At 46.4% G+C, this 26,412-nt stretch carries 18 protein-coding genes and 2 riboswitches; of the genes, 8 read left to right on the top strand and 10 right to left on the bottom strand.

The annotated features are described in order from the left end of the window. Position 1 precedes the first annotated feature (1 nt). Positions 2–4,429, top strand: coding sequence for a polysaccharide biosynthesis protein (locus HPL003_RS00380; protein WP_052310831.1), 4,428 nt, complete (start codon positions 2–4; stop codon positions 4,427–4,429). A 45-nt stretch (positions 4,430–4,474) separates the two neighbouring features. On the opposite strand, the gene HPL003_RS00375 is transcribed toward HPL003_RS00380, so the two are convergent. Then, the gene (locus HPL003_RS00375) at positions 4,475–5,170 is read right to left on the bottom strand and encodes a response regulator transcription factor (protein WP_014277636.1); all 696 of its coding nucleotides are present in this window, start codon (positions 5,168–5,170) and stop codon (positions 4,475–4,477) included. A 155-nt stretch (positions 5,171–5,325) separates the two neighbouring features. Here HPL003_RS00375 and HPL003_RS00370 point away from each other — a divergent pair, with 155 nt between their 5' ends. Beyond that, entirely contained in the window at positions 5,326–6,675 is a 1,350-nt protein-coding gene (locus HPL003_RS00370) for a sugar phosphate nucleotidyltransferase (RefSeq protein WP_014277635.1), read from the top strand. A gap of 210 nt (positions 6,676–6,885) precedes the next feature. On the opposite strand, the gene HPL003_RS00365 is transcribed toward HPL003_RS00370, so the two are convergent. From HPL003_RS00365 to HPL003_RS00350, 4 genes are all read right to left on the bottom strand, one after another. After that, positions 6,886–7,401: a thioredoxin family protein gene (locus HPL003_RS00365; protein WP_014277634.1), complete on the bottom strand. Its 516-nt coding sequence runs from the start codon at positions 7,399–7,401 to the stop codon at positions 6,886–6,888. A 159-nt stretch (positions 7,402–7,560) separates the two neighbouring features. Then, positions 7,561–9,417, bottom strand: a complete 1,857-nt coding sequence (locus HPL003_RS00360) for a beta-glucoside-specific PTS transporter subunit IIABC (RefSeq protein ID WP_014277633.1) — start codon at positions 9,415–9,417, stop codon at positions 7,561–7,563. Between the two features lie 260 nt (positions 9,418–9,677). After that, on the bottom strand, positions 9,678–10,526 hold the full coding sequence (licT, locus tag HPL003_RS00355; RefSeq protein WP_014277632.1) for a BglG family transcription antiterminator LicT: 849 nt from the start codon (positions 10,524–10,526) through the stop codon (positions 9,678–9,680). Positions 10,527–10,758: 232 nt separating this feature from the next. Beyond that, complete coding sequence (locus tag HPL003_RS00350; RefSeq protein WP_014277631.1) at positions 10,759–11,730, bottom strand: LacI family DNA-binding transcriptional regulator; 972 nt, start codon at positions 11,728–11,730, stop codon at positions 10,759–10,761. A gap of 334 nt (positions 11,731–12,064) precedes the next feature. Here HPL003_RS00350 and HPL003_RS28275 point away from each other — a divergent pair, with 334 nt between their 5' ends. The 3 genes from HPL003_RS28275 (at position 12,065) to HPL003_RS00335 (ending at position 15,788) form a co-directional block, all read left to right on the top strand. Further along, a complete protein-coding gene (locus tag HPL003_RS28275) occupies positions 12,065–12,232 on the top strand; it encodes a hypothetical protein (protein ID WP_238533429.1) in 168 nt (55 codons plus the stop codon). A 152-nt stretch (positions 12,233–12,384) separates the two neighbouring features. Continuing rightward, positions 12,385–13,842 (top strand): glycoside hydrolase family 1 protein, encoded by a 1,458-nt coding sequence (locus HPL003_RS00340; protein ID WP_014277629.1) that lies wholly within the window; start codon positions 12,385–12,387, stop codon positions 13,840–13,842. 180 nt (positions 13,843–14,022) lie between these two features. Continuing rightward, positions 14,023–14,099, top strand: a riboswitch (glycine riboswitch). 17 nt (positions 14,100–14,116) lie between these two features. After that, positions 14,117–14,211: riboswitch (glycine riboswitch) on the top strand. 158 nt (positions 14,212–14,369) lie between these two features. Beyond that, on the top strand, positions 14,370–15,788 hold the full coding sequence (locus tag HPL003_RS00335; protein ID WP_014277628.1) for an alanine/glycine:cation symporter family protein: 1,419 nt from the start codon (positions 14,370–14,372) through the stop codon (positions 15,786–15,788). 156 nt (positions 15,789–15,944) lie between these two features. On the opposite strand, the gene HPL003_RS00330 is transcribed toward HPL003_RS00335, so the two are convergent. The 4 genes from HPL003_RS00330 to HPL003_RS00315 all read right to left on the bottom strand — a co-directional run bounded on the left by HPL003_RS00330 (position 15,945) and on the right by HPL003_RS00315 (position 20,668). Further along, positions 15,945–16,772, bottom strand: a complete 828-nt coding sequence (locus HPL003_RS00330; protein WP_014277627.1) for a carbohydrate ABC transporter permease — start codon at positions 16,770–16,772, stop codon at positions 15,945–15,947. 23 nt (positions 16,773–16,795) lie between these two features. Continuing rightward, positions 16,796–17,671: a carbohydrate ABC transporter permease gene (locus HPL003_RS00325; RefSeq protein ID WP_014277626.1), complete on the bottom strand. Its 876-nt coding sequence runs from the start codon at positions 17,669–17,671 to the stop codon at positions 16,796–16,798. 33 nt (positions 17,672–17,704) lie between these two features. After that, entirely contained in the window at positions 17,705–18,988 is a 1,284-nt protein-coding gene (locus HPL003_RS00320; protein WP_014277625.1) for an ABC transporter substrate-binding protein, read from the bottom strand. Positions 18,989–19,189: 201 nt separating this feature from the next. Beyond that, complete coding sequence (locus HPL003_RS00315) at positions 19,190–20,668, bottom strand: PTS transporter subunit EIIC (RefSeq protein WP_014277624.1); 1,479 nt, start codon at positions 20,666–20,668, stop codon at positions 19,190–19,192. Positions 20,669–21,076: 408 nt separating this feature from the next. Here HPL003_RS00315 and HPL003_RS00305 point away from each other — a divergent pair, with 408 nt between their 5' ends. Together HPL003_RS00305 and glpK are read left to right on the top strand one after the other, a co-directional pair. Then, on the top strand, positions 21,077–21,898 hold the full coding sequence (locus tag HPL003_RS00305; RefSeq protein ID WP_014277623.1) for an MIP/aquaporin family protein: 822 nt from the start codon (positions 21,077–21,079) through the stop codon (positions 21,896–21,898). 30 nt (positions 21,899–21,928) lie between these two features. After that, positions 21,929–23,422 carry a glycerol kinase GlpK gene (gene glpK / locus HPL003_RS00300; RefSeq protein WP_014277622.1) on the top strand — a complete coding sequence of 498 codons (1,494 nt, stop codon included), beginning with the start codon at positions 21,929–21,931 and terminating at the stop codon, positions 23,420–23,422. Positions 23,423–23,685: 263 nt separating this feature from the next. Here the strand turns inward: glpK and HPL003_RS00295 are convergent, their stop codons facing one another. Further along, complete coding sequence (locus HPL003_RS00295) at positions 23,686–24,726, bottom strand: LacI family DNA-binding transcriptional regulator (RefSeq protein WP_014277621.1); 1,041 nt, start codon at positions 24,724–24,726, stop codon at positions 23,686–23,688. Between the two features lie 295 nt (positions 24,727–25,021). Here HPL003_RS00295 and HPL003_RS00290 point away from each other — a divergent pair, with 295 nt between their 5' ends. Continuing rightward, positions 25,022–26,350 carry an ABC transporter substrate-binding protein gene (locus tag HPL003_RS00290; protein WP_043922518.1) on the top strand — a complete coding sequence of 443 codons (1,329 nt, stop codon included), beginning with the start codon at positions 25,022–25,024 and terminating at the stop codon, positions 26,348–26,350. Positions 26,351–26,412: the final 62 nt, after the last annotated feature.

Here is a 26,412-nt window from a genome sequence, read left to right as displayed (position 1 = left end):
GGTGAGAAAATGGATATTTCGATACCGCTATGATATGGCAGCAATCTTGCTGATGCTGGCTGCGATTGGCGTATATCTTGCGCCTATCTATGGACCAGGGCAAATCGTATTTAGTGATATTGCCTTTGGAGCCACCTCTCATCGGTATCTGGAGGAAATTATGGGGGTATGGAACGAACGGTGGTCTACCTCTACCATGTTCAATGCTCCCCGTATCCTTTATATCTTGCCCTTCTATGGACTTTCGTTGCTATTCGGAGAAAGCGGCCCGGTCTTGCTGAAGTCGTTTATCACGGGTCTGCTGTTTGTTTCGGCATTTTCGATGTATGCCTTTGCCAAGCGGCTGGTCAGTGTATATTATTCACCGAGCTTTACGAAAACCCGTATTTTTGCCATCATGATCGGCGCACTGTTTTATGCACTGAATCCGTGGGTTATTTTCCGCATTCAGCATATCTATTTGCTCTGTGGATATAGCTTGTTCCCGTTAATGCTGCGCTTCTTTTTCAGCGCGGTTGATCCCAAATTTCAAATTCAGCAAATTAAAAACTATAATCCTCACAAGCTGTACCAGCGGAACTGGATAGACTTGTTCCTGTTGGCTGCGGTATTTACCGTTAGCGCCGCTGCCATTCATTATTTTTTCTTCGGCATGATTTATTTGGGCTTGTTCACCACGCTCCTGCTGATCAAACTGACCTGGACGCACCGCAAGGCCGGTCGCACCTACCTACAGCCGTTATACGGCAATTTTTTGCGTAAGGGGATCATTTTTGGCGTGTTCTTCGGCCTGCTCAGTTTTTATTGGTTGTCCCTGTATCTCGGCAGTATGGTGATGGATGCCCAGGCGTCCCAGCATAATATCAACGTCGTCGATACTCTGTCCCTGTTCAGTCGTAACAGCAGCTTATACAATGTGGGCTATTTGCTGAGCTATTGGTGGCCTATGTTTTCCTTCTCCTCACTGCCTGCGATGTTTTATGTGGGAGGGGGATTTTTACTGCTCTTGATTGGCTATGCGATGGTGACGCGCTCACACAAAAATCCGATCATTCTGATCTTTTCGCTGCTTACGCTTTTGTTTCTTGTTGCCGCCACCGGGACAACCTTTCCGTCCATTGCCAAGTGGTTTGTCATTCTGGTTACGAAGACCCCTGTGATTGGCTCGGTTTTCCGTGATCCCAACAAGTTTATCGGGCTGATTGCCCTTAATTTCGGGGTGCTGCTGACCTTCGGTGTAATCCAGTTTATGGAGTGGTTTGGATCATCACCGCTGCAACGAGTGTATAAAAAGCTGGCGCTTTTCGTTGTCGTTCTATGTCTTGGCGTGTATTTTGCACCCTTGCGTACCCAATTTATTGAGGGCTATTACAAGCCTGTTCAAGTGCCGGAGTCTTACAGTCAAGTGGCTGAAAAGCTGACAGACCCGGATCGCTTTGACAGCAAAGCCTTGTATTTTCCGATTGCCGATAATATGATTCAGAGCTTTAACGGAGTAGCCACGCCCAAATGGAATAAGGGTAAGACAGCAACCGAGAAGGCAACCGGAGATTTTCAGGTCTACTCTTCTCCTAAAAATACAATCTTTCATCATGAAGGCAATGACCCTGGTATTACATACTATGTGAACTTTCTGGAGTATTTACTGGACAACGGACTAAGCTCGCGGTTAGGCTGGCTATTTTCCACTTTTGGGACCAATCAGCTAGTCTACCATGACGAATATGAGGGACAGGAGAAGCGGCAGGATTTCCACCTGTCTCAGCTAGAGGGTCAGACCGGGCTGAAGCGCACGTACAAGAACGGACTTTTTTCCATATTTAATCTGGATCAGGCCCCGCCTTATATGAACATATTAACGAGCAAAATTGTGACACCTTATGGCTTTAGCCGATTGGAGAGCTACAGTCATCTGCCTGGATTTGATTTTAGTCGCTTCGGGGTACTATTCAGTGCATTGAAGCCTGAGCTAAAAACCATTCAGACGGTCAACAAGGGGGATTATGTGGAAGCAGCCTCCTTTAATGATTTGCTGTTGTCACAGCTTCCGGCAGAGGATTACTTGCGGCCGTTTGATGTCATTGAAGATGGAAACGCCTTTTTAAAATGGTCCAAAACCTTCGCCTCGACCAACGATTGGTTATGGTATTTATCGTCCCAAAATATACGGAATTTCCCGTTTGATATGGAAATGGACGCTGGAATTGCTGTCACCTTTGCTAGTAAGAAGCTGGATGTGGCCCCTTATCAGATGAGCAGTATTGAGGGGAAAACAGTCGTGGATTTTGATTCCATGCTGCGGACCGAAACCTTTTTCAAACCGGATAATCCGCAGTTGTTCAGCGTGGAGGCTAACCCGCGTGAGGAATTGAATGATGTGCCGACCCTGCACGGCGAGATTATGAAGGGAGACCCGAGTAATATATGGCAGGTCGCCAGATCCGGTTTGCTGGAAGCCAAGGAAAATAACCCGTACCAGTTTCAGATCACCGTCTCTGGACGCGGCACGAACAAAATGCATGTTAAAATGAGATTTTATGATAAGCAGATGCGTGAGCTGGGGGTTAGCTATGTCGTGGCACCTTCAGAGGGATACGATTTTGATGGTGTGAAATTTTACGGGGAATATGTGTCCCCGCCGGGCAGCTATTGGATGCGAATGGATTTGTTAACCCTGCAACGCCCGCAGCAAAAGAACTACTGGTGGATTCATGATATCCAATTACGTGATTTAGGACAATATAGTAAGCCTAACGCATTTACAATGCACAAAAAGCTGGAACAGCCGCAAACCTCCCATGTCTATGCGAGAGTGTTTATGAATAAGGCAGGCGGGAAGCTGCAGGTTACGCTGCCGGGCGGAGTGGTCGACATCAAGACCCAGGATGAAGGCTTGAACCAGTTCCAATGGGTTGACCTGGGGGAGCATGCTTTTCCCAAAGGGGATACCCCGATTACGGTGAATAACCTGCAAGGCTTTAATGCGGTCAATCAATTTGCGATTGTACCTGTAGACCAACTGGATGAGCTATCATTTCCGGTGGAGCAGGCGTTGAAGCGAGGCAAGCTCTTTTTCACCCTGGAGGCCGAGAGCGATTTTAACGCCCAAGGCAATGTACAGTCAGAGCGTGCTCTGCCGAGGCTCAGCATGGGACGGGGAATCAGCTATCAGAAAGGGGCATTAAGCAGGGACGTGGAGATCGCCAAGACCGGCACCTATTCCACAGCTATTCTGGCTGATTTACCTGCCGGGTATCAGGGGGCATTGACAATGAAATGGACGAATGAAGAGACAGGTAAGGTGCTGACAAGAACGATCCATACAGGTGAATCGTATACGCGGTTGCCCGTTACCTCTTCATCCGAAAAACAGGTCATTGAAACGGTGCCGAATCAGGATGGCTTTGCCAAACAAATCATTCAAATTCCCGGTCTGCTGAACAATTATGGACGTGTAGAGTTCAAGGATCTATTTTTAACTAAAGGGAAATATCGCTTAACGCTGGTGTTGGACAGTCAGGTGCCGTCCATGAGCGGATATGGAGATATTCATCGGATGGCTGCGCAGGAAATGACGGTTATGCCAGAGGATGACACGAAGGAATCTTTAAGCAATGATGTAGGCTGCGTGGCGGATATTCAGCCTGGCAAGACGAGTGTGTCATCAGGTGGCGAGGGGTTGTCCATTCGTTACGCACCGAGCTATTCATGTGATTGGAATATATATGCGTCGAAGAAGATGAAGGCTGAGCCGCTGCAAGAGTATGCTGTACAACTGGATGCGCGGTCGGAGCAAATTGGAAGTCGGCATATGAAGGTCATTTTTTTGAATAAAGCCTCCCAAATCCTCCAGACCTCTTATATTAACGAGGTGGAGGAGCGGGATAAGGAGCAATGGAATCATTATGATCAGATTGTGAAGGCTCCGGCAGGTACCGCCTTTATGCAGTTTCAGATTTTGGCCCATGCCCATAAGAAGCAATCAGGCTTATTTCAAATGAAGAATTATTCCATTATCCCTTATCAGGCGATGATTACAGTGGATCAGCTTACGCTGTTTGAGGGGACGGATATGGAAACCTTTTTTACGGCTCCCCATGCTTCAGAAAGTATTCAGGCTACTCGTGAAAATTCCATGGAACGCAGCTTTACGCTGTATAATCCGGCACATCAGCAGGTGCTGATTCGAGTAACCGAGTCGCCCAATCCACTGTGGGAATTCAGACTGGGAAGTGAAACCCAGCGTGCCCGTCTGTCGGTGAATGGAGTGACCACCGGATTTATAACAAGTGGTAACGGAAGCGGCAAGGTCGTCATTATTCTGGCTTCCGCCTACCGTTTTGGCTGGATACTGTTCATCATTGGGATACTTGGTGGAGCGGCTTGCTTTCTTCCATATCGGCGATGGAAAAAACGAAAGATTCCATAGAAGGAAGTTACCATGATGCAACCCAATAGCCATCAGACGGCATGGCTACATCTCGTATTTGTACCCCCGGCCCCAAACTGTACGGATGTGCTGGGGATTTTTGGGATCACGTTCGATTTTTTTGCGGAGACTGGAGATATGTACGTCAATCGTGCGGTCAAGATAGGCACCGTCTCCGCCTTTAATCCGGTCCATCAGCTCACTGCGGGTAAAGACTTTGCCCGGATAGCAGGATAGCTCTTTTATAATGGAAAATTCGATTTGAGTCACTTCAACCTCCCGGTCATCGACCAACAGGCTGTGACGATAATCATTCACCCAGACCCGCACTTTTTTGAGCTTTTTGGTTACGGCTTGAGACTCGGCAGGGATGTTGCGGCCACAGCGGCGCAGTAAGGCTTTGATACGGGCGTTTAGCTCTCTCAGGTTGAATGGTTTGCATAAAAAGTCATCCGCCCCGTCATCCAATGCTTTAATTCTTATATTCAAAAGGGTATTGTTGGAGATCACCAGCACAGGCACCGTCGTATATTGACGGAGCTGACCGATCAGTGCGTATTCGACCATACCGGAAAACATAAGATCGGTCACAATAATATCAGGCTTAAAACGCATAAGTGTCGGCAGTGCTTGTTTGGAATCGTAAATAAGTTCGGTATGATAACCTTCTTCCTGAAGATGAAGTGCGATCATATCTGCTAAACTTTTTTCATCTTCAATGATAAGTATTTTAATGGACATAACTGACAGCTCCTGTACAAACAAATATACAAATACATGTTGTAAATCATGTATAAATTTCGATTTATGCATACTTATGTAATCGGCAAATTTATGAAAAACGAACAGTGTCAGATGGCACGTATTTATTAATTTCAAGGAAGAAGGTTGCACAAATGCGAATGATTTTATTATCTGGAGGTTCTGGTAAACGTCTCTGGCCTTTGTCCAATGAGAGTCGCCCTAAGCAGTTTCTTACGATTCTGCGTCATGACGAACGACCTGAAAGCATGCTGCAACGGATTTGGCGGCAATTATCTGAAGCAAATTTGGCAGGGAAGGCCTATTTTTCAACGAGTGGAACTCAAGGTGAGCTGATCCGCGGGCAAATTGGGGCGGAGGCTGTAATAATTGAGGAGCCTACTCGACGGGATACATTTCCAGCCATTTCTTTGGCTGCGGCCTACTTACATGACCGGGCAGGTGCGTCGCGCGACGAGATTGTAGGGGTCATGCCAGTGGACGGATATGCGGGGGATGAGTTTTTCGACCATTTACGCAGGCTTCCATCTATATTGGAGCAATCTGGGAGTGACATCGCACTCATGGGAGCTGTTCCAACGGAGCCTTCTGACAAATATGGCTATATTGTTCCTTCGTCATCTCCCTCCCCCAATCAGCCGTATCTCAGGGTTAGCTCATTTGTGGAAAAGCCGGATCTGATCCGTTCGGAGGCGCTGATCCGGGAAGGAGCACTATGGAATTGCGGTGTGTTTGCTTTCAGGCTTGGTTTTTTATTGGACATGCTGGAGCAAAAGGGGCTATCATCGGACTATGCATCTCTTTCGACAAATTATGAAGAAATGCCCAAAACAAGCTTCGATATTGCGGTGGTGGAACAGACCCGTCAGCTTTCAGTGCTTCCGTATCATGGGGAGTGGAGGGATTTAGGAACGTGGGATTCGCTGGTGCGGGAAAGGAGTTCGGAGCTGAGCGGCCCGGGCTATATTTCGGAAGCTTCTCATGATTCGCATATTATTAATGAACTGGAGATTCCGGTTAGCATCTGGAATGTCCCGGACATCATCGTCGTTGCCGGACCGGATGGCGTGCTGGTCACCGACCGACAGTCGTCCACAGGGATTAAGGATATGGTGGCGGAAATTGAGATTGGCCCTCGCTTTGAGGAGCGCTTTTGGGGGAAACAGACGGTATTGTCCCACCAACAAGCGACCAGCGGCTTACAGACAGTCACCAAACGGGTAGTCATCTCTGCTGGAAGATTCATCAGTTATCATGAGCATCAATTCCGTAAAGAGGTTTGGACTATTGTGTCCGGGGTGGGAAGCGTCTGTATCGATGGAATAATGCAAACGGTCAACCCCGGTGAGGTTATCGTCGTAGAGCCGGGTACGAAGCATTATATAGGTGCTATCGAGGGGGATTTGGAGTTCATCGAATCTCAAATTGGGCATATTGTGTCAGAAACGGATATTATCAGATACGAATTTCCCGACTCCATCTAACACTGGCTATCGTATGAAGTAAATCCATAATAATAGGACTCAGCCGGTACGGACGGTGCTATTATAAGGTAGTGAAGGAAAGTTAGGAACTGTTTTTCTTAGTAACCTTAAATCATCTGAAAATTCCCAAAAAAGGTATCCATGCGGTGAACGCGTGAATACCTTTTTCTGCATGGGAGCTTGTCCATAAGGCATGGTATAGGATGATGCTTATAAAATCAGTTTCTTGGAAATCAGCCACTCTTTTACCACATCCGTACTGAGGTCTCTTTCAGGTGTCCATTCCACCTTATCCACCAGCTTGCCATGTCTGAATTCCGCAATGGTGGGGGTATACTTTACGTTGTATTCTTCTTTGAATTTATTCCATTGAGGCTTGTCCTTATGAATTTTGTGAACATTTAAAAAAGTGATTTTGGAGCCTAGATCATACTGCTCGATCATCTTATTAAAGTTAGGCTCAAAGCGGTTGCAGTCACCGCAACTGGGTCTGCCAACATAGACAAACACACTTTGATCCTGCTGGATCAGGTTCTTAAAACCATCAACTGTAACCGCATTCAAATGGTCGTATATTTCGGGATAATTGCTTTTACTCGCTTGAATCTCTTTGTCTTTTTGCTGAACAACCTGCTCCAGATCCTGAAACTTGAACACAGCCGAAATAGCGATAGCAATGACGAGCAGTGCAATCACGCTTAAACCGACAATATATCCTTTTTTCACAGAAATCCTCCTTTATTTAACAATCTTGTACATACCATAAATGATATTTCCATTTTTCGCTGTAATACTTGTCTCACTTTGTATAAAAAAAGAAGCTTTCCATTCGGAAAGCTTCTTTTTTGAGCAGTATTAGCTGGTTTTATTAAGGTTTAATGGAAGTTAGACAACCACCGTCATCAGGTAGTCTTGTCGTTTCACTTCAGATTCAGTTGTTTTCAGAACATCCAGATACTGAGCAGAATTCGTCACGATGATCGGCGTAGCTGTCGGGTAACCTGCAGCTTGAATTTGTTCAATGTCAAATTCGAGCAACAGCTGTCCCTGTGTAACCACGTCGCCTTCCTTCACACGTTTGTCAAAAAATTGTCCTTTCAGCTTTACCGTATTCACGCCAACGTGGATTAGAATTTCTGCTCCGTCATTGGAAGTAATACCGATAGCATGTCCGGTCGGGAATACTGTCGTAATTGTTCCGTCCACAGGAGAAGTCAGTACGCCCTCTGTAGGTTCAATCAGAATTCCTTTACCCATAGCCCCTGAGGCAAAAGCGACATCAGAAGATTCTTCGAGTGGCAGCACTTTACCTTGCAGCGGACTTACGAGAATTTCCTTCTCAATCACAGTTTCTTTCTTTTCTGGTGTTGGTGCTGCTTTGACAGTTTCTTCTTTTGGATCATCAAAGCCCAGAATCATAACCAGTACAGCTGCGAGTACAAAGGCAACGAGCAGGCCGATGACAAGCCACAAGAACCCAGTTCCAAAATAAGTAGGCAATGCCAGCAAACTAGGCAGGGAGAAGGCTTTTGCAGTTGCTCCGCCGGAAGCAATAATAGCCCCGCCAATACCACCGGAAATACAAGCATAAATAAATGGCTTTTTCAATTTCAAAGTTACACCATAAATCGTTGGTTCTGTAATCCCAAAAACAGCCGCCAGCGTAGAGGACCCGGCCAAAGCCTTCATTTGAGTATTTCGGGATTTTAGGAATACCCCCAATGTTGCGCCGGCTTGAGCCAGTACGGCTGCTGTAAGCATCGGAAGCATCGTGTCATAACCCAATGTTGCAATATTTGACAGCATGACCGGAACGAAGCCCCAATGTACACCGAAGATAACAAATACTTGCCAGAATGCCCCGGCAACAGCCCCGGCGATCAATGGACTTAAATTGTATACCCATGTAAAACCGTTCGCCAAGCCTTGACTGATCATGTTACCTATTGGACCAAAGGCCAGGAATGTCAACGGAATAACGACGAGCAGAACCAGCATCGGAACGATAATATTTTTAACCGATTGATGGATAAAGGAATTGAACCAGCGTTCCACATAGGACTGAACCCAGACCGCGAGAATAATTGGAATGACACTGGAACTGTAATTAATCAGAATGATCGGAATACCTAAAAACGCCAATCTTTCTGGGTTGCTCACCGCCGTTATAACAGCCGGATAGACCAGAGCTCCAGCAATGGCTACCGATACAAAAGTATTGGTCTTAAATTTACGGGACGATGTAACAGCCAGAAATACGGGCAGGAAATAAAATACGCTGTCCGAAGCAGCGCTTAGGAGCAGATACGTACCGCTTTTATCATTAATCCAATGGAGTGACAAAATTAATGCCAGAATCCCTTTGAGTAAACCAGCTCCGGCAAGAGCGCCCAAGAGAGGAGAAAAAATGCTGGAAATGATATCGACGGCTTTACCAAGAAAGTTCGTTTTTTCGGAAGACTCTTCCTTTGGCTCACCTGCATTTTCGGCATCCTGCAAATTCGTATCTGCCATCATATGCTCAAATACTTGACCTACATTATTGCCGATAACAACTTGAAACTGGCCACTGCTTTCCACCACCGTAATGACACCGGGCGTTGCTTCCAATGCAGCTTTGTCTGCTTTTGTACGATCATTTAATTTAAATCTCAAGCGTGTAGCGCAATGGAATACCGAATTGACATTCTCTTCGCCGCCAACGAGGGTCACTATTTTTTTGGATAGCTCTTTATCGCTCATGTTCAGAACTCCTTATGGGTTATTCTTGTTATGGATAGGATTTTCTGTTTCATGTTGGTAAGATGCGCCGGCGTGCATCTTTTTAACCTTGTAAACAAGAAAAACCTAAACTCGTGGTAAAAACAACGCACCCTCTCCATAGAGGAACGCCGATTTCACCATCAGTTTAGGTTTTGCCTGCCTTACCAGTCACAATCCATGAACGATGAAGGTATGAAGTTTTTAGCCAGATCTATGATTCGACTTGTTACTTAGCAATGTTATTCCGCGATATTATTTCGCTCGGTCACTCGATGAATATGAATGGTCAGATACACATATTCATCCTTGCTTAAATATTGATCGTATGTTTTTTCCAGATACTCATTGATCTTTTGCGCACAAGCGAAAGCTTCGGTATACGTCTGCTTTACCTGGTTGTACAAAAATTCTTCCCCGCTGTGAATGACCTCTTTACGAATCACCCGCATCGCAAAATATTGCAAATGCGTCAAAAATCTCGAATAGCTAAAAGAGGACTCGTCCAGCACAATACCGTAATGATACGTAATAATATTCAATATATGCTGAACAATCTCGGTCATTTTCAGCGTAGACTTCATTTCGTTACCGTCGATCCGAGCATTCACCATATGCAATGCGATAAATCCTGCTTCATCTTCGCCCAGCGTTACTCCAAGCGTGTTTTCGATTTTTTGCAGAGCGTCCAGCCCAACTTCAAATTCTTTTTTGTAGAAACGCTTAATTTCATACAGCATCGCGTTTTGAAGTGCCAGTCCTTTTTCCTGCCGTTGTACGGCAAAATGAATATGATCAGTCAACGTCAAATAAATATTGTCGCTTAATTCTGTATCCAGTACTTCCGTTGCATGCTTTACGATTTCATTCACGACCTCCAGATGAGATACGGGAATATCGTTTAGCAGCTCGGTAAGTCTGGCCGTGAACTCGTTTTCATTTAACATGAAAATCTTATCTATTTTATCATCATCGACGTGGTCGCCAGCCACCTTTTTGAAGGAAATGCCTCTTCCCATCACGATGACCTCTTTGCCTTTATCATTTTTAGTCAACAGGACGTTGTTATTGAGCACCTTCTCAATAATCATTGAAGTTCCCCCTTCCATCCTTTACCAATAAAAAATGCCCAAGCACAATTCAATACTATTGTTAGCAATAGCACTCAATTGAACTCAGGCATTGCCCGCATCACCGGTCACAATCCTTTATATAGTGCTATTGTAGCACAAAAAAAAGCGATTTCAACATATTTTATTCTTATTCGACAAAAAACATTACAAACACAGGTCCTTTCGCCTAGCCCCTCAGTTAAGCGGTACTCTATGTAGTCGTGCGTTCAATGAGGCTGTATTGCAGGGAATGCAGCTCCATTTGGTGACCTATGAGCTGAGGGGAAAGCATGTAAAAGGCATTTTGCGCTTGAGCCTTAATTGGATTCTGAACGGTTGTAATGCCCATAGTATGCGAAAGCTCCGTGTTATCAAACCCGACAATCGCCAGATCTTCTGGTACGCTCAGCAGTTGTCTGCGGGCTTCGCAGAGAACACCAACCGCCACATAATCATTGGAGCACAGAATAGCCTGTGGGAATTCGTCCCGATACTGTAACAAATCGCGCACCACCTGCTCACCGTCACGGATGTTATAGATGGAAGATTGATTCCAATGCTGCAATATAGGAAGATTATGCTGCTCCATGATATACGTATAGGCTCGTTGTCTGCTGTGGGTGTTGATGCTGCTCGGGCGGCCAAAGGCATTGGCTATACGAGTATAGCCTTTTTGTATCAAGTGTTTTAGCGCTAGCATGTATCCTTCGTACTGATCCATGGCGACGGAACGAATATCGGTATGATCCATTCGTTGCCACGACACGATCGGGCCATACTTGCAATAAGTGCTTAACAAATCGGTATCATTTACACAGGAAATGATGACCAGCGCATCAACTCTTTTTCTTTTCAAATCTTCGAAGGCCTGAAGCTCTTTCTTCTTGTCTTCTTCCGAAGTATAAATAATCGTTTGAAATTCGTACTGGCCTGCCACCTCTACAAAGCTATTCAGAAATGCGAGAACAATTTCATTAATGGTTGGAGTGATGATGCCAATTTGAAGGGTCTGACCCTTGGATAAGGAAATGGCGTTCCGGTTGGGAACGTAATCTAGCTCCTGCATGATTTTTAAAATCTTGCTTCTCGTCTCCTGGCTCACATGGGGGGACTTGTTTAACACTCTGGATACCGTAGCTTTGGAAAAGCCCGCCAGTTTGGCAATTTGATCAAGATTCGACATGCTGCTTCTCCTCACATATGAAAAAATATTTGACATGAAACGCGTTACAACGGTTAGGATGCTTATGAGGGCATTATGTCTATTTTATAGCATCTGTCGATGCATTTCAAAAAAACGCTCCTTATGTTGTGGTATTATTCTGGCGATACTTGCGATATGGTAAAGCTAAGTCGCCTTACTTGGCAGACCGGGGCAAGTCGGATATGACATCAAGTCTATTTGTACTCCTCATGGCGCTGATGCTTACAATGAAACTATATTGTATTACCCGGACAAACCCGGACAAAAAAGTGATGTGCACGGCACACCCAAACTGGTTAAGGACGAGGACATTTTGCTGACAATCGAAGTATTTTACGAGGCTCAGGAATTTTATCGGATCATTGCAGAAAAGGGCAAAGACCGCTATGAAGAATTGAAGTCATTGAGCATAGAGGTTCAGAAGATCAGCAATGAACTGCGCCATCAAAATGGCATTTATTTTGAAGATGGACAAAAATAACTAAAGTAAGGAGGGGATGTATTATAAGTTCTAGTAGCTGCCAACTCATGTGAAGGTGCTTACAACGAGGATGGTAAAGGCTGGTGCATTCAGGACGTTATGGAATACTTACAAGTGTTAACATATCCAATAAGAAAAGAGGCTCTCATACCATGACTAAGATATTAAAAGGATTTCCGAAAAACTTTCTGTGGGGCGGGGCAACCGCAGCTAACCAATTGGAAGGCGCTTTTGATGTAGATGGAAAAGGATTGTCCAGTGCGGACGTGATCGCCTATGTACCCAAAGCAGAGCGCACAAACGATCATGCTATAGAGATTTCGTCCGAGCGACTCGAGGATATTTTGTCTGGTAAGGTAAATGCCCGTTTTCCAAAGCGCGAAGGTGTAGACTTTTTCCATCATTACAAAGAAGATATCGCATTATTTGCGGAAATGGGCTTTAAGGTATTCCGCATGTCCATCCACTGGTCGCGGATTTTCCCGAATGGATATGATGCCGAGCCGAATGAAGCAGGCTTGCAATTCTACGATAATGTATTTGACGAGCTGCGCAAGTATGGGATAGAGCCACTGGTGACATTGTCCCATTACGAAACACCGCTAGGTCTTACACAGAAATATAATGGCTGGCTGGGTCGTGAAGTGATACAGCACTACGTAAATTATGCTGAAACTGTGTTTACACGTTATAAGGATAAAGTGAAATACTGGCTGACTTTTAATGAAATCAATGTGATGACGATGAGTCCGTTCACAGGTGGCGGTGTGGTCATTGACCGTGTAGATAACAAGCAGCAAGCGATCTACCAAGCCCTGCATCACCAGTTTGTGGCGAGCGCATTAGCAACAAAACGAGGCCATGAGATTATTCCTGGCTCTCAAATCGGCTGTATGCTGGCTCGTATGGAAAGCTATGCACATACGTGTAACCCGGAGGACGTGCTGAAAAGTCAGCATGAAAACCAAATGAATCTGTTCTTTACGGATGTACATGCCCGTGGGGAATATTCAAATTATATGAACCGTTATTTTGAAGAGAATAATATTGTTTTGCACACAGAACCCGGCGATGCCGAAATTCTGAAAAACAACACGGTCGATTACATCTCATTCAGCTATTATATGACCTTGACTGTCTCAGCAGGTCCGGAAGGCGAGAAGGCAGCGGGGAACCTGATTGGCGGCGTTAAAAATCCGTATTTACAATCCTCTGACTGGGGCTGGCAGATTGATCCGATCGGCCTGCGTGTTACGCTGAACACATTATATGACCGCTATCAAAAGCCGCTGTTCATCGTGGAAAACGGCTTGGGTGCATATGACAAGGTGGAAGAAGACGGCTCCATTCACGACACGTATCGCATTGATTATTTGCGCCAGCATATTGCCCAAATGAAGGAAGCGATTGCGGACGGTGTGGATTTGATTGGTTACACCAGTTGGGGGCCTATCGACCTTGTGAGCATGTCTACTTCCGAAATGTCCAAGCGTTACGGATTTATTTATGTTGATCTGGACGATGACGGTAACGGAACACTGAAGCGCTCCAAGAAGGATTCTTTTGACTGGTACAAAAATGTAATTGCCACTAACGGCGAAGAACTGTAATCCAAGTTAACTGAATATCGCCTCGGGGCGGGTGTGGCAGAGAACATCATGAGGATGAATTCGGCCAAGCCCACCCCTATTTTATAGGCTCGTCCTAAAAAACGAAACAACTTCACAAATTTTTCACTTGTAAAAAGTTGAAATTTTTCTGTATAATAAGAAACAATTTCATATGTCTGGTTGATGTTTGCGGGAGATGGAACGTAAGTTCCGACCGAAGGGGCAAAACTCTCAGGTGCTTGGGCTGATTACAGCAACAAGCGGGACCGTAAACGGACAGAACTCTGGAGAGACCCTTAATTGGGCGCCGAAGGTGCACCGCAGATATCATCTGCTTAAACTCTCAGGCAAAAGGACAGAGACGCGAATAACCTGTGACAGGGGATGCCCTAGGCTTTTTTATGAGCTGTAGTGGTTGAATCCTGCACAAGATGGTTGTATTTTCTCGTGCCTTTAACCTCTCCAGGAGTCGAATCAGCGGATTTGACTCTTTTTTGTTTTTTAATATGCTGGAGGAGCGGGTTGAAATGAATTTGGTACATGTGTTAGAAACGATTAGCAGTTGGATATGGGGGGCCCCTCTGATCATTCTCGTCATGGGAACAGGTCTGTGGCTGACCATACGTTTGAAAATGTTGCAGGTTTTCCGCCTGCCTCTGGCGATCAAACTGATTGGCAAGGCCCCAAATGAAGGTAGCGGGGATGTCAGCAGCTTTGCGGCCCTGAGTACGGCGCTGGCGGCTACAGTAGGTACAGGAAGTATTGTCGGCGTCGCGACAGCGATAAAACTGGGCGGACCGGGTGCCCTGTTCTGGATGGTTGTTGCAGCCTTTTTCGGGATGGCGACGAAATATGCGGAAGGTGTGCTTGCGGTAAAATATCGGGTGAAGGATCGGAATGGACAATTTTCCGGCGGCCCGATGTATTATATTGAAAAAGGGCTTGGACGCCGCTTTAAACCGTTGGCGATGCTGTTTGCTTTTTCCGGGATGCTGGTGGCGCTGTTCGGGATTGGAACATTTCCTCAGGTCAAAGCGATTGTATCCTCAACTGAAAACAGCTTTGGTGTTCCGCCGATTGTAACAGCATTGATTATTGCTACCCTTACGGGACTCGTTACCATTGGAGGGCTCAAGAGCATTGCCAAGGTATCGACCAAAGTTGTCCCTTTCAAAACAGGCTTGTACGTGTTGATCTGTATGATCGTACTGATTCGGTTCGCCGATCAGATTCCTGCCGCACTCGCGCTTGTGCTGCATTCGGCGTTTTCGACGACGTCTGCGACGGGTGGATTTGCCGGGGCTACAATTATGCTGGCGATGCGCAGCGGGGTAGCCAGAGGGATTTTTGCCAATGAGGCCGGATTGGGAAGCGCACCAATTGCAGCCGCAGCCGCCAAAACCAAATGGCCTGCGGAGCAGGGGTTGATTTCCATGACAGGCGTCTTTATAGATACGATGATTATTTGCGTGATGACCGGGCTGACGCTGCTGGTTAGCGGTGTATGGAGCGGTCCTACCGATGCGGGCTTGATGACGCAGCAAGCTTTCTCCAGCGCATTCCCGCTTGGTGCGGAACTGCTCACAATCATTCTGATTATGTTCGCGTTCACCACGATGCTTGGCTGGAACTACTATGGAGAACGCTGTGTTGAATACTTATTGGGTGTCAAATGGATTAAACCATACCGTTATCTGTTCATCGCACTGGTTGCCGGAGGCGCGTTCATAAAGCTCGACGCCATCTGGCTGCTGGCAGATATTTTTAACGCGATGATGGCCTTTCCGAACTTGATTGCATTGCTTGGCTTGTCAGGCATTGTCGTTGCAGAAACCCGTACCTATATGGATTCCTTGTATCCTAACAAGAAAAAGGGAATACTTGCAGGTGCCAGTGCAGGTGCAGTCATAGAAATAGAAGAAAAAGGACAAACTGTCAGCTCGTAAAGTCCGAGAATCCGAATTTAAGAATATTGAATCTGCAAGATTATTTGCAAGGATAACGAAAGGGAGTGTCCCTTAGCCATTACAGGCTGGGAGGAAACTCCCTTTTTGCGTTTTAGAGCAGGATAAAACTGGCTGGCGCTCTATAGATGTGTGACTTTAATCTTTGACCGCTCCAGCTGCAAGATCGGAAATAAACTGGCGGCTAATGAAAAGAAATAAAATGATAAGTGGCAGTACAGCCAACAGGGTACCAGCAATGACCATCGCATAATCCGTATTGTAAATACCGTTTAACTGGGACAGCGCAATCTGGAGCGTAAATTTGCGCTCATCGGTTAATACGATTAACGGCCATAAATAATCATTCCATGCTCCTATGAAGGTGAATGCGCCGAGAAAAGCGAACGCAGGACGTAGAATTGGGAGCGCTACATTCCAATACAGCCGAAAAAAGCTGCATCCGTCCATCCGTCCTGCATCCAGCAACTCCTTTGGAATGGATTCCTCTGCATATTGGCGTATCCAGAAGATGCCGAAGGCATTCACCATCCCCGGAATGATCAGCGCTTTGAACGTGCCCACCCATCCAAAGGCGGCCATCATGACAAAGGAGGGGACAAGCGACAGTTGGGAAGGGACCATCATCGTAGCCAGCAGGATGATGAATAATGCTTTTTTGCCCGGAAAATCAAACTTGGCGAATGCAAACCCGGCCAGTGAATCGAAAAACAGCACCAATAGGGTAACGGAGCTGGCTACAAAAAGCGTATTAAAAAAAGCTCCGGCAAAATCAATCTGCTGCAACACTCTCGTCACATTGCTCCAGAAGTGGCTTCCAAACCATAACTGGGGTGGAAAACGATAGATGTCCGAAGTTGTACGGGTAGCCATGACGATAAGCCAGTAAAAAGGAAACATCGACAGAATCATTCCCGCCAACAGCCCGGTATATAAAATAACGGATTTTACACGTGCCTGCATCATGTTGTAGAACCCCCTTTCTGCCGTTATTTTTTACCTTGTACGAGCTTCCAGTTCACGATGGAGAACAGAGCAATAATGAGGAACATCCCCCATCCGACGGCTGCACCATATCCAAAATAATTGTTGACGAACGATTCACGGTACAGATACAACACAATGGTCATGCCACTTGCTCCGGCGCCGCCGTCATTACCGACCAGTACCTGCGGCTCGGTGAACAACTGCATTCCGCCGATGGTGGATGTAATCACAGTAAACAGGATGACCGGACGCAGCATGGGAATCGTGATGCGAAAGAAGGCTTGCGCTCCGGTTGCCCCATCCATTTTCGCAGCCTCATACAGCACATGAGGAATACTCTGGAGTCCAGCCAGATAGATGATCGCGTTGTAGCCGGTCCATCTCCATACGACCATGGAGGAAATGGCGATTTGGATCCCCCACGGCACATTAAGCCACTGAATCGTAGGCAAGCCCAGGAGTTGCAGCAGGTAATTGAGAAATCCGAAATTATTGGCAAATAAAGCGCCAAAGATGATGGCAACAGCCACAATGGATGTCACGTTCGGCAGAAAAAATCCGACCCGCCACAGGGTACGCATTTTGACAAAAGGTGCATAAAGCAGGAAGGCAATAATCAGTGCAAAAAATAGCATCGGAATCGTTGAATACACCCAGATCGCAAAGGTATTGCCCACAGCCTGCCAAAATTCGTTATCTGTCACAAGGTAGCGAAAGTTACCCCAGCCGTTATAGGTCATGTCTCCGATGCCATCCCATTTGTGAAACGCCAGATATAATGAAAAGCCGATCGGAAACAAGCCGAAGATGCCAAACAGCAGGTAAAACGGCGAGATTGCGGCATATACGGCACGGTGCTTCCATATTTCTCTCAGCATATTAACCACACGCCTTTTTAAATTTTTGATTTTTTACCGCTGTAATTCCCGTTCGATGCGATCCTGCGTTTCCGTCCATAGTGCATCGGGATCGGCATCCTGCTTGGCGACATTGGCAAGGCGACGGGTCACAATGCCGTGAATGACAGGATAGCGCTCGCCGAAATAGCTGCTTTTGACATTACGTGCGGAGGCGGCAAAGATCAGTCCGGTGGCCTGACCGCCAAAGAAAGGTTCGGGTATCTCCATGGCAGGATCGTCATAGACACCGGGAGTGGACGGGAACAGCCCTATTTTTTGGTAGGCTTCCAGCTGGTGTTCCGGGTTTTGCAGCCAGGTCAGGACTTCAAAGGCTTCTTTGGGGTGTTTGCTGGATTTGAGGATGGAAATGAAAGATCCACCTAAATTGCCGTCCCCTCCAGGGGCACGGGCGACTCTCCACTTGCCCGCAGTATCCGGCGCGGCCTCCGTGAGAACTTGCTTCATCCAGATTGCACCTACAAAAGAGGCAACTTTTCCGTTATTGACCGAAGCATTCCATTCGGGGGTCCAGCCATCCGCATTGGCGAGTAGATGCTTCTTGTGAAAAGCCACGGCGGTTTGCCAGCCCAAACGGATATGAGGAGATTGATTACCAATGTAGCTGCCGTCCGGCTTGAAGTACAGGTCCGTATTTTGGGCAAGCATCTGATTGTAAACGTTTACAATATTGTCAGCTAAAAACGAACGGCTTCCGACCTTTTGCCGAAGCTGTTCTCCGGCGGTCATATAGTCGTCCCATGTGCGAATCGTGGCACTGACCTTTGCAGGATCACTGGGCAGACCCGCTTGTTCAAAGAGATCGCTACGATAGAAGAGGGCGGTAGGGCCTGTGTCCATGGGAAAGGCAATCATTTTGTCATCAGGGGTGATGCCCTGATTCCATTTCCACTCCAAATATTGATCCTTGAATTGATCTGCTCCCAGTGTTCTCAAATCATAAAAACGATCCGCACTAGGAAATAACTCTACCATCCAGTCGTTCAAAGCTACGATGTCCGGTTCACCGGAATGGGCCGCCAGAGTCGTCTTGAGCTTGGCCTTGAAATCACCGCCGATTTTTTGGGTGTTCAATTCAATGTCGGGAAACTGCTTTTCGGCACGTGTGAGTAGTTCATCGTCAATAGAACGGTTCCAGTACCATAATGTAAGCGTTATCTTTTTGTGGTTTGGCAAATTGCTTTCAGATGAATGACTTTCAGAGGACAGAGGACCGCTACAACCACTAATCATAGTGAGGAAAGCAAGACATAACACCAGCCATCGTACTGTCTTCACGTCATTTCCCTCCTTGCTGTCTGAGATGGTCTACCTGCTGAACAAGTTGTGAATGGTTTAGCTCCATCATATGAATCTGTTATCCGTTTATGTGCATATGCCTTAACCAAAAACAAAAAAATTGAAACGTATTCCCACTAAAAAAAGCACATGCGTCTCTTACATGAAGATCACACGTGCCTAAGTTCAGGGGGCGGATTACTACATCAACCGTTGTATTTCGTCTTTCAGAATTTCGGATCGCGTACCGAAAATAACCTGTACCGTACCGCTGCCAAGCCTGATGACTCCCGACGCTCCGAGCTGCTTGAGAGCTTGGTCGTTAACCGCTTTGTCGTCTTTGACGACGAGACGCAGCCGTGTGATGCACGCATCGATGCTTTGGATATTGTCTGAACCGCCGAGATAGGTCAGCACCTTGCCTGCATGACTGAACTGACTGTCGGATGCGGCACCCGCCTTTTCATTGGGTTTGGGTTCGTTAGTGTCAGGCAGGAGGCTGTCTTCTGCATCGTCTTCACGCCCAGGGGTTTTTAGGTTGAATTTGAGAATGATGAATCGGAATAGGAAGTAATATACGACGGCAAAAGCAAGCCCGACCAGGATCATTCGCAATGGGTGGGTGGAGAGCTTCATATTGACCAGATAGTCGATGAGTCCTGCCGAAAAAGAAAAGCCGAGTTTGACATCCAGTAGGTACATGATCAGGCCACTCAGACCTGTGAGCAGTGCATGGATGCCGTAAAGCAACGGTGCAACGAACATAAAGGAAAATTCGAGGGGCTCGGTAATTCCGGTCAGGAATGATGCCAGCGCAGAACCGATGAAGATGGAGGCGACCGCCTTACGTTTTTCCGGTTTGGCCGTATGAATAAACGCGAGGGCAGCCGCAGGCAGAGCGAACATCATAATGGGGAAGAAGCCGGACATAAACATACCTGCCGATTTATCGCCCGCGAAGAAACGCGTCAGGTCACCATGAACGACCTCGCCTGCTGCATTGGTGTAATCACCGATTTGAAACCACGCAATAGAGTTCAATACATGATGCAAACCGAGCGGGATCAGCAGCCGATTAGCGATCATGAATACCATCGACCCGATTCCGCCAAAGCCGACAATCCAGTTGCCAAAGGCTGCAATCCCATCTTGTATTGGACTCCAGATCATACCGAGCAGAATGGCCAGAATCATGGTCGTGAAGGCCGTGATCATAGGGACGAAACGTTTGCCCGAGAAGAAACCGAGCCAATCCGGAAGCTGGATGTTGTGATATTTTTTGAACAGAAAAGCAGACCATCCGCCAATAAAAATACCACCCAGTACCCCCATGTCTAGCTTGACGTCATCCGGGATATATGCAAATATGCCCGGTACTGCTGCCAAAATGCGGGTCAGCACCATGTAGGCAATGACTGCTGATAATGCGGCTACAGCATCCCCGGCCAGGCCAATGGCAACACCGATGGCGAAAATTAACGCCAGATTGCCGAAGATGGCACCCGCCCCCTCGTTCAGAAAAGGAGTGACATAATGATTCAGAAATCCGCCCACTTCGGGACCAAGCGGTATATCCGTTTCATAGTTAATCAGAGCCAATCCTTGTAAAATCCCTGCGGCGGGTAGTGTGGCTACTGGAAGCATTAACGACTTGCCGATTTTTTGCAGAAATTTCAGCATAACATTCTTCCCTTCTTCGTCGAGTTTGGGAGCGTCGTACCATCCTGAAATCCTTACCGGACAACAAAAAAGAACCGCAAAGCGGATCTCTTTCCTTTCGCTTTCTAGCTCATAACTATGAGCCTGGTCGTATGCCCAAAGACTGGTTTGCCCATTTTTTTACATCATAAATCGGGGAGTCTGACATGGTCAATGATTATTTTAGTACATGGAAAAACGTAAATCCGCAGTTGACATCGCTTACATGCTTATATAATATCAAATTTAAGTTAATAATCGTGACGGAGACAAGAGAGCCACGCAGACATCCCATGTTAGAGCACAGGGGGTGGTTTGTGATGGCTTTTCTTTTTTTGTGCGCGGTGAAAGCGATTGGAAATCAGTTGATCTATTGAGGAGGTAGGTTGTATGTCGCCATACGCAGCCGAATTCATAGGGACGATGATCCTTATTGCCCTAGGTGGCGGAGTGTGCGCAGGGGTGTCCCTGAAAAAATCCTTTGCCCACGGCTCTGGCTGGATTGTGATCGGATTGGGGTGGGGGCTCGCGGTCGCCGTTGCAGTATATGCAGTTGGTCAGATCAGCGGAGCACACTTGAATCCGGCGGTGACGCTGGCGCTTGCATTTCAGGGAGCTTTTTCGTGGAGGGATGTTCCGGGCTATATTGCAGCTCAGCTTCTTGGGGCCATGGCGGGTGCCGTAATTGTGGTTTTGCATTATTTGCCCCACTGGAAAGAGACGGAGGACACAGCAACCAAACTCAGTGTATTTGCTACAGGACCGGCTATTGATCATCCGTTTGCCAACGTGCTTAGTGAAATGATAGGTACTTTCATCTTTGTTCTTGCTTTACAGTCATTCGGTGGCAACTCCTTCGCTGAGGGACTGAATCCACTCATTGTGGGTTTTCTGGTTGTCAGCATCGGCTTGTCCTTCGGCGGGACTACAGGTTATGCTATTAATCCGGCTAGAGATTTGGGCCCGCGTCTTGTGCATTGGTTGCTGCCGATTCCCGGTAAAGGAACATCGAACTGGAAATATGCCTGGGTGCCGATTGTTGGGCCATTGCTGGGGGGCTCTTTCGGAGGGTTGTTTTACCAGACCGTATTTAAAGGGAATATGACTCCAGCTTTCTGGATTGTGCTGGGTATGATTGTAGTGGTGCTTATGCTTACCTTTCGTTTCAGCCGTACTTATAAAAGCTATAAAGCTCATAAAATGACAGCATAAAATGGATTCATTACAGGGGAGAGATCAACGATGGAAAAATATATTTTGTCACTGGATCAGGGAACAACAAGCTCAAGAGCGATTTTGTTCAACAGTAAAGGGGATGTGGTGTACTCGGCTCAGCGGGAATTTCCGCAATACTTTCCTCATCCCGGCTGGGTGGAACAGAATGCGAATGAAATCTGGAGTTCCATTCTGGGGGTCATTGCATCCTGTCTATCTGAATCCGGTGTAAAAGCGATCCAGATTGCCGCCATCGGTATTACCAATCAGCGTGAATCGGTAGCAGTGTGGGACAAAAATACTGGACTGCCTGTGTATAACGTACTTGTATGGCAGTCGCGCCAAACCTCCGAAATCTGTGAAGAACTGAAGCAGCAAGGGCATGAAGAGCTGTTCCATAGTAAAACAGGGCTGTTGATTGACCCGTATTTCTCTGGCACAAAAGTGAAGTGGATACTGGACCATGTGGAAGGTGCGCGCGAAAAGGCGGAACGAGGCGACTTGCTGTTCGGTACGATTGATTCGTGGCTGATCTGGAAGCTGTCCGGCGGCAAGGCGCATGTGACCGACTATTCCAACGCAGCTAGAACGCTGATGTATAACATTTATGAGCTAAAGTGGGACGACGAGCTATTGGACATTCTAGGTGTGCCAAAAAACATGCTGCCTGAGGTACGGCCTTCTTCCGAGATATACGCGCACACTGTGGATTATCATTTCTTTGGTCAAAATATACCGATTGCTGGGGCAGCAGGTGACCAGCAGGCGGCTCTATTTGGTCAGGCTTGTTACGAAAAAGGGATGATCAAAAATACTTACGGCACAGGTTGCTTCATGCTGATGAACACGGGCGATCAACCCGTGGAATCCAAGCACGGACTTATTACGACCATCGCTTGGGGGCTGGAGGAAGGCAAGGTGCAATATGCGCTGGAGGGGAGTGTCTTTGTAGCAGGCTCGGCGATCCAGTGGCTTCGTGACGGTCTGCGCATGTTCCGTGAAGCCAAAGACAGTGAAGCCTATGCAGCCCGTGTTTCCTCTTCGGAAGGGGTGTATCTGGTACCTGCTTTTGTCGGACTGGGCAGTCCGTACTGGGATAGTGAGGTGCGTGGAGCGATGTTTGGCCTGACACGGGGGACCACGAAAGAACATTTTATCCGTGCAACACTGGAGGCACTTGCTTATCAGACGAAAGACGTGCTTGCCGCGATGGAAATTGACTCCGGCATCGCAGTGAAGACGCTGCGAGTGGATGGGGGAGCCGTGCTGAACAATTTTCTGATGCAATTCCAGAGCGATATTCTGGATGCCACAGTAGAACGGCCTGTTATCCATGAGACGACGGCACTGGGAGCCGCATGTCTGGCAGGTTTGGCGATTGGATACTGGAAGAGCATGGATGAGCTGCGCAAGCGTGTGAGAGTGGAGCGATCTTTTGCCCCCGGTATGGATGAAGAAACGCGCAGCAGTTTGTATGAAGGCTGGAAAAAGGCCGTGAACGCGGCGATGGCCTACAAATGATAGCTTATACGAAGGTTATCTTCTAGAGCAACGTAATGTCTTTTTCAGTTACACGTAAGACATTTGAATTGGGCGTTATATTTTATCCGTTCCACTGTTGTTTACTCTGATTAAAACTTAAATGCCCCGTAAGATGGACACTTTGAGAAAAGTGTCTATCTTACGGGGCATAGTCATGTAACACTGAGGTGACTCCCTTTTTTCGTTAAAGAGTTATAGAAAACTGGCACTCTCTATGAGATACGTTATTAGCCCAACTTATCTTAGCCCTTAACCATCGTATGGTTCCAATTTTGCCTCGCTCCGCAGGAGCTGCGAATGACTAGCTCCGGTTCTACTTTAATACATTTCGTTTCCATTTGTTTATTCATCAGGTCAAATAGTACCATAGCGGCTAGTCGGCCTATTTTTTGTTTATCTTGTTTTACAGTGGTCAGTGGAGGATCGGTGTAACGACAGGCTTCTATATCATCACATCCCACCACAGCAATATCCTCGGGTACCCTCAAGCCACTTTCCTTGAAAGCACGGATGGCACCAAAGGCAAGCAGGTCGGTAGCCGCAAAAATAGCCTTTGGCAATTCTCCTTGCTGTATCCACGCCTTCGCGATCTGGTATCCATCTTCCGCCGCGTAGTCCTTAGCATATACAATCCATTCGGGCCTGACATCAAGACTAAACCGTTTTAGTGAAGTGATGAAGGCTTCTTCTCTCTCTTTAATGACCAAGGATGGGCGTTCAATGCCTATAAAACCCATATCGCGGTAGCCATTCATGTAAAAATGCTCAACAACCTTCATTGAGATCTTCTGATTGTCGGACATAATATAGCAGGAATTGGCTCCAGTTAGTTCAATATCGACGCCGATACAGGGGATGGGGCTGGCATCGAGATCAAAAACGCTCTTTTCCACTTCATCTCCAGCAATAATAATGCACCCGTCCACTGAAAAATATTTCGAACGAGCCAAATAATCCTCTCCATTATCCAGAAATTTTTCATTTGAAAAAAACAGCAGATCGTAACCGAGCAAGCCAATCTGTTTTTTGAAGACATTAATGATATCTACAAAAAAAGGATGGCTAAAATCGACATTCAGCTTGCCAGCGAATATAACGCCTACCAGATTGGATTTTTTGGTAGCAAGCGTTTTGGCTGAGGAGGAGGGTCTATAGCCTGTTTCCTCCATTATTTTAAGTACCCGCTGCCGGGTTTCCTCACTGATATCTGTGTAATTGTTTATGATTTTCGAAACCGTTGCCACCGAAACGCCTGCCATACTAGCTATTGTTTTTATATTCATGAAATCCTCCGAAGCTAAACTGGTTTAGTTGAATTGACCTTGCAATCTAAATTTAATGGTTACTCGTATTCTATGCTACCTCATAGAGGAGAGTCAACCGTACTCTTAGGAGAATAGTTTAGCACATCATGGGAATGTAAGTTTATTTTGGAGATGGTTTATGTTTTTTTTGTTATTTCACAAATCTCTATTTACAAATACAGATCATTTGTTACATAATGGTGAATGTAATAACGAAACTGCTTTCGTAATGTATGAATGCATTTATTCTAAGATTTTATGGGGGGATTCTGCAATGCTGAAAAAGAGTTTTTCATTACTTCTTGTAACCGCTTTAATTGTTGTGTTGGCCGCTTGCGGTAAAGGTAGCGAAGCTGTAAAGGACGGGAATAAAAAGGTCACATTAAAGATTATTCATTGGCAGCAGGAGAATATTAATAACTATATAAAGGAATTTAATAAAAAGTTTGAAGAGAAGTACCCGGATGTTCAGGTGGAGTATACGACGGTACCTGCTGACTCAACGTATGATCAACTGATGCAAACACGTATGAATGCTGGTTCATCCGGTGATGCAGACATTATTCCTCTGAAATTCAGCTTCGTGGGCGCTCCGCAGGAATGGTCCAAGGGAGCAGCTGATCCAATGTGGAAGCAGTGGATTGACGGAGGACTTATAGCCGATCTGTCGGATCAGGCTTTTATAAAAAACTATAGTCCTACAGATGTCAAAAATGCCATGACCTATAAGGACAAGGTATATGGTGTGAATATGGGTAAGGTGGCACTGACAGGTTTGTTCTACAACAAAGAGATTTTTGAAAAATATAATCTTGCTGTGCCCACAACCTGGGATGAACTGGTACATGTGATGAAGGTGCTCAAGGATAACAGCGTAGAACCGATTGGTTTCGGCGGTAAGGATGTATGGCCTATTAACCTTGCTGTTCAAGGGCTTCAGGCCTCTATTCATGATGATCAGCTGGAATATATCAAAGGGCTGTGGACAGGGAAAACGAAACTGACAGACCCCGTTCAGCTTGAGGTGCTGGAGAAAACACAAATATTGATGAACAATGCCATTGGCGGATTTATGGGGATTGACTATGGAACCTTGCCAAGTTTGTTTGCTACAGGGCGTGTAGCTATGATTGCGGATGGCACGTGGGATGCAACTACGATCCAGACAGCCAATCCAGAGATGAAATTTGGTTATTTTCCGATTCCGGGCAGTAATGACCCCGCCAAAAATAAAAACCTTGCAGGCAAGTACGATATGACATGGATGGTATTGGAAAAGTCGCCGAACAAGGACTACGCGATCAAATGGCTTGAAATGCTCTCCGAGAAGCAGAATTACACGGATTTTGTGAACGCCGCCGGATTTTTGCCAACACAGCCTGATGTGAGGATAAGTAGTGAATTTGTTAATGAAATCCAGCCTTCACTGGAAAACTTCAAACTCTCCTGGGATCAGTTGTTTATCAATCGTAAAAATGTTGGACAGTACATTAAGGATGCCAGCGTACATGCGGAATTTCTGGCGCCTGCTGGTCCGCTAAAGACGCCTTTGGAGCTTGCTCAAAAATCTCAGGCAGACTGGGATGCGGCAGCCCCTAAATAATCAATAGGCTTTGCATGAGCGCAGATTGGCTACGGTAAAGCTCCCATAATAGAGGATTTTGC

It is taken from the genome of Paenibacillus terrae HPL-003 (genome assembly GCF_000235585.1).
Classification (GTDB): Bacteria; Bacillota; Bacilli; order Paenibacillales; family Paenibacillaceae; genus Paenibacillus; species Paenibacillus terrae_B.
The sequence above is the reverse complement of the archived record's forward strand: the minus strand, read 5'-3'. Positions and strand labels throughout refer to the sequence as shown.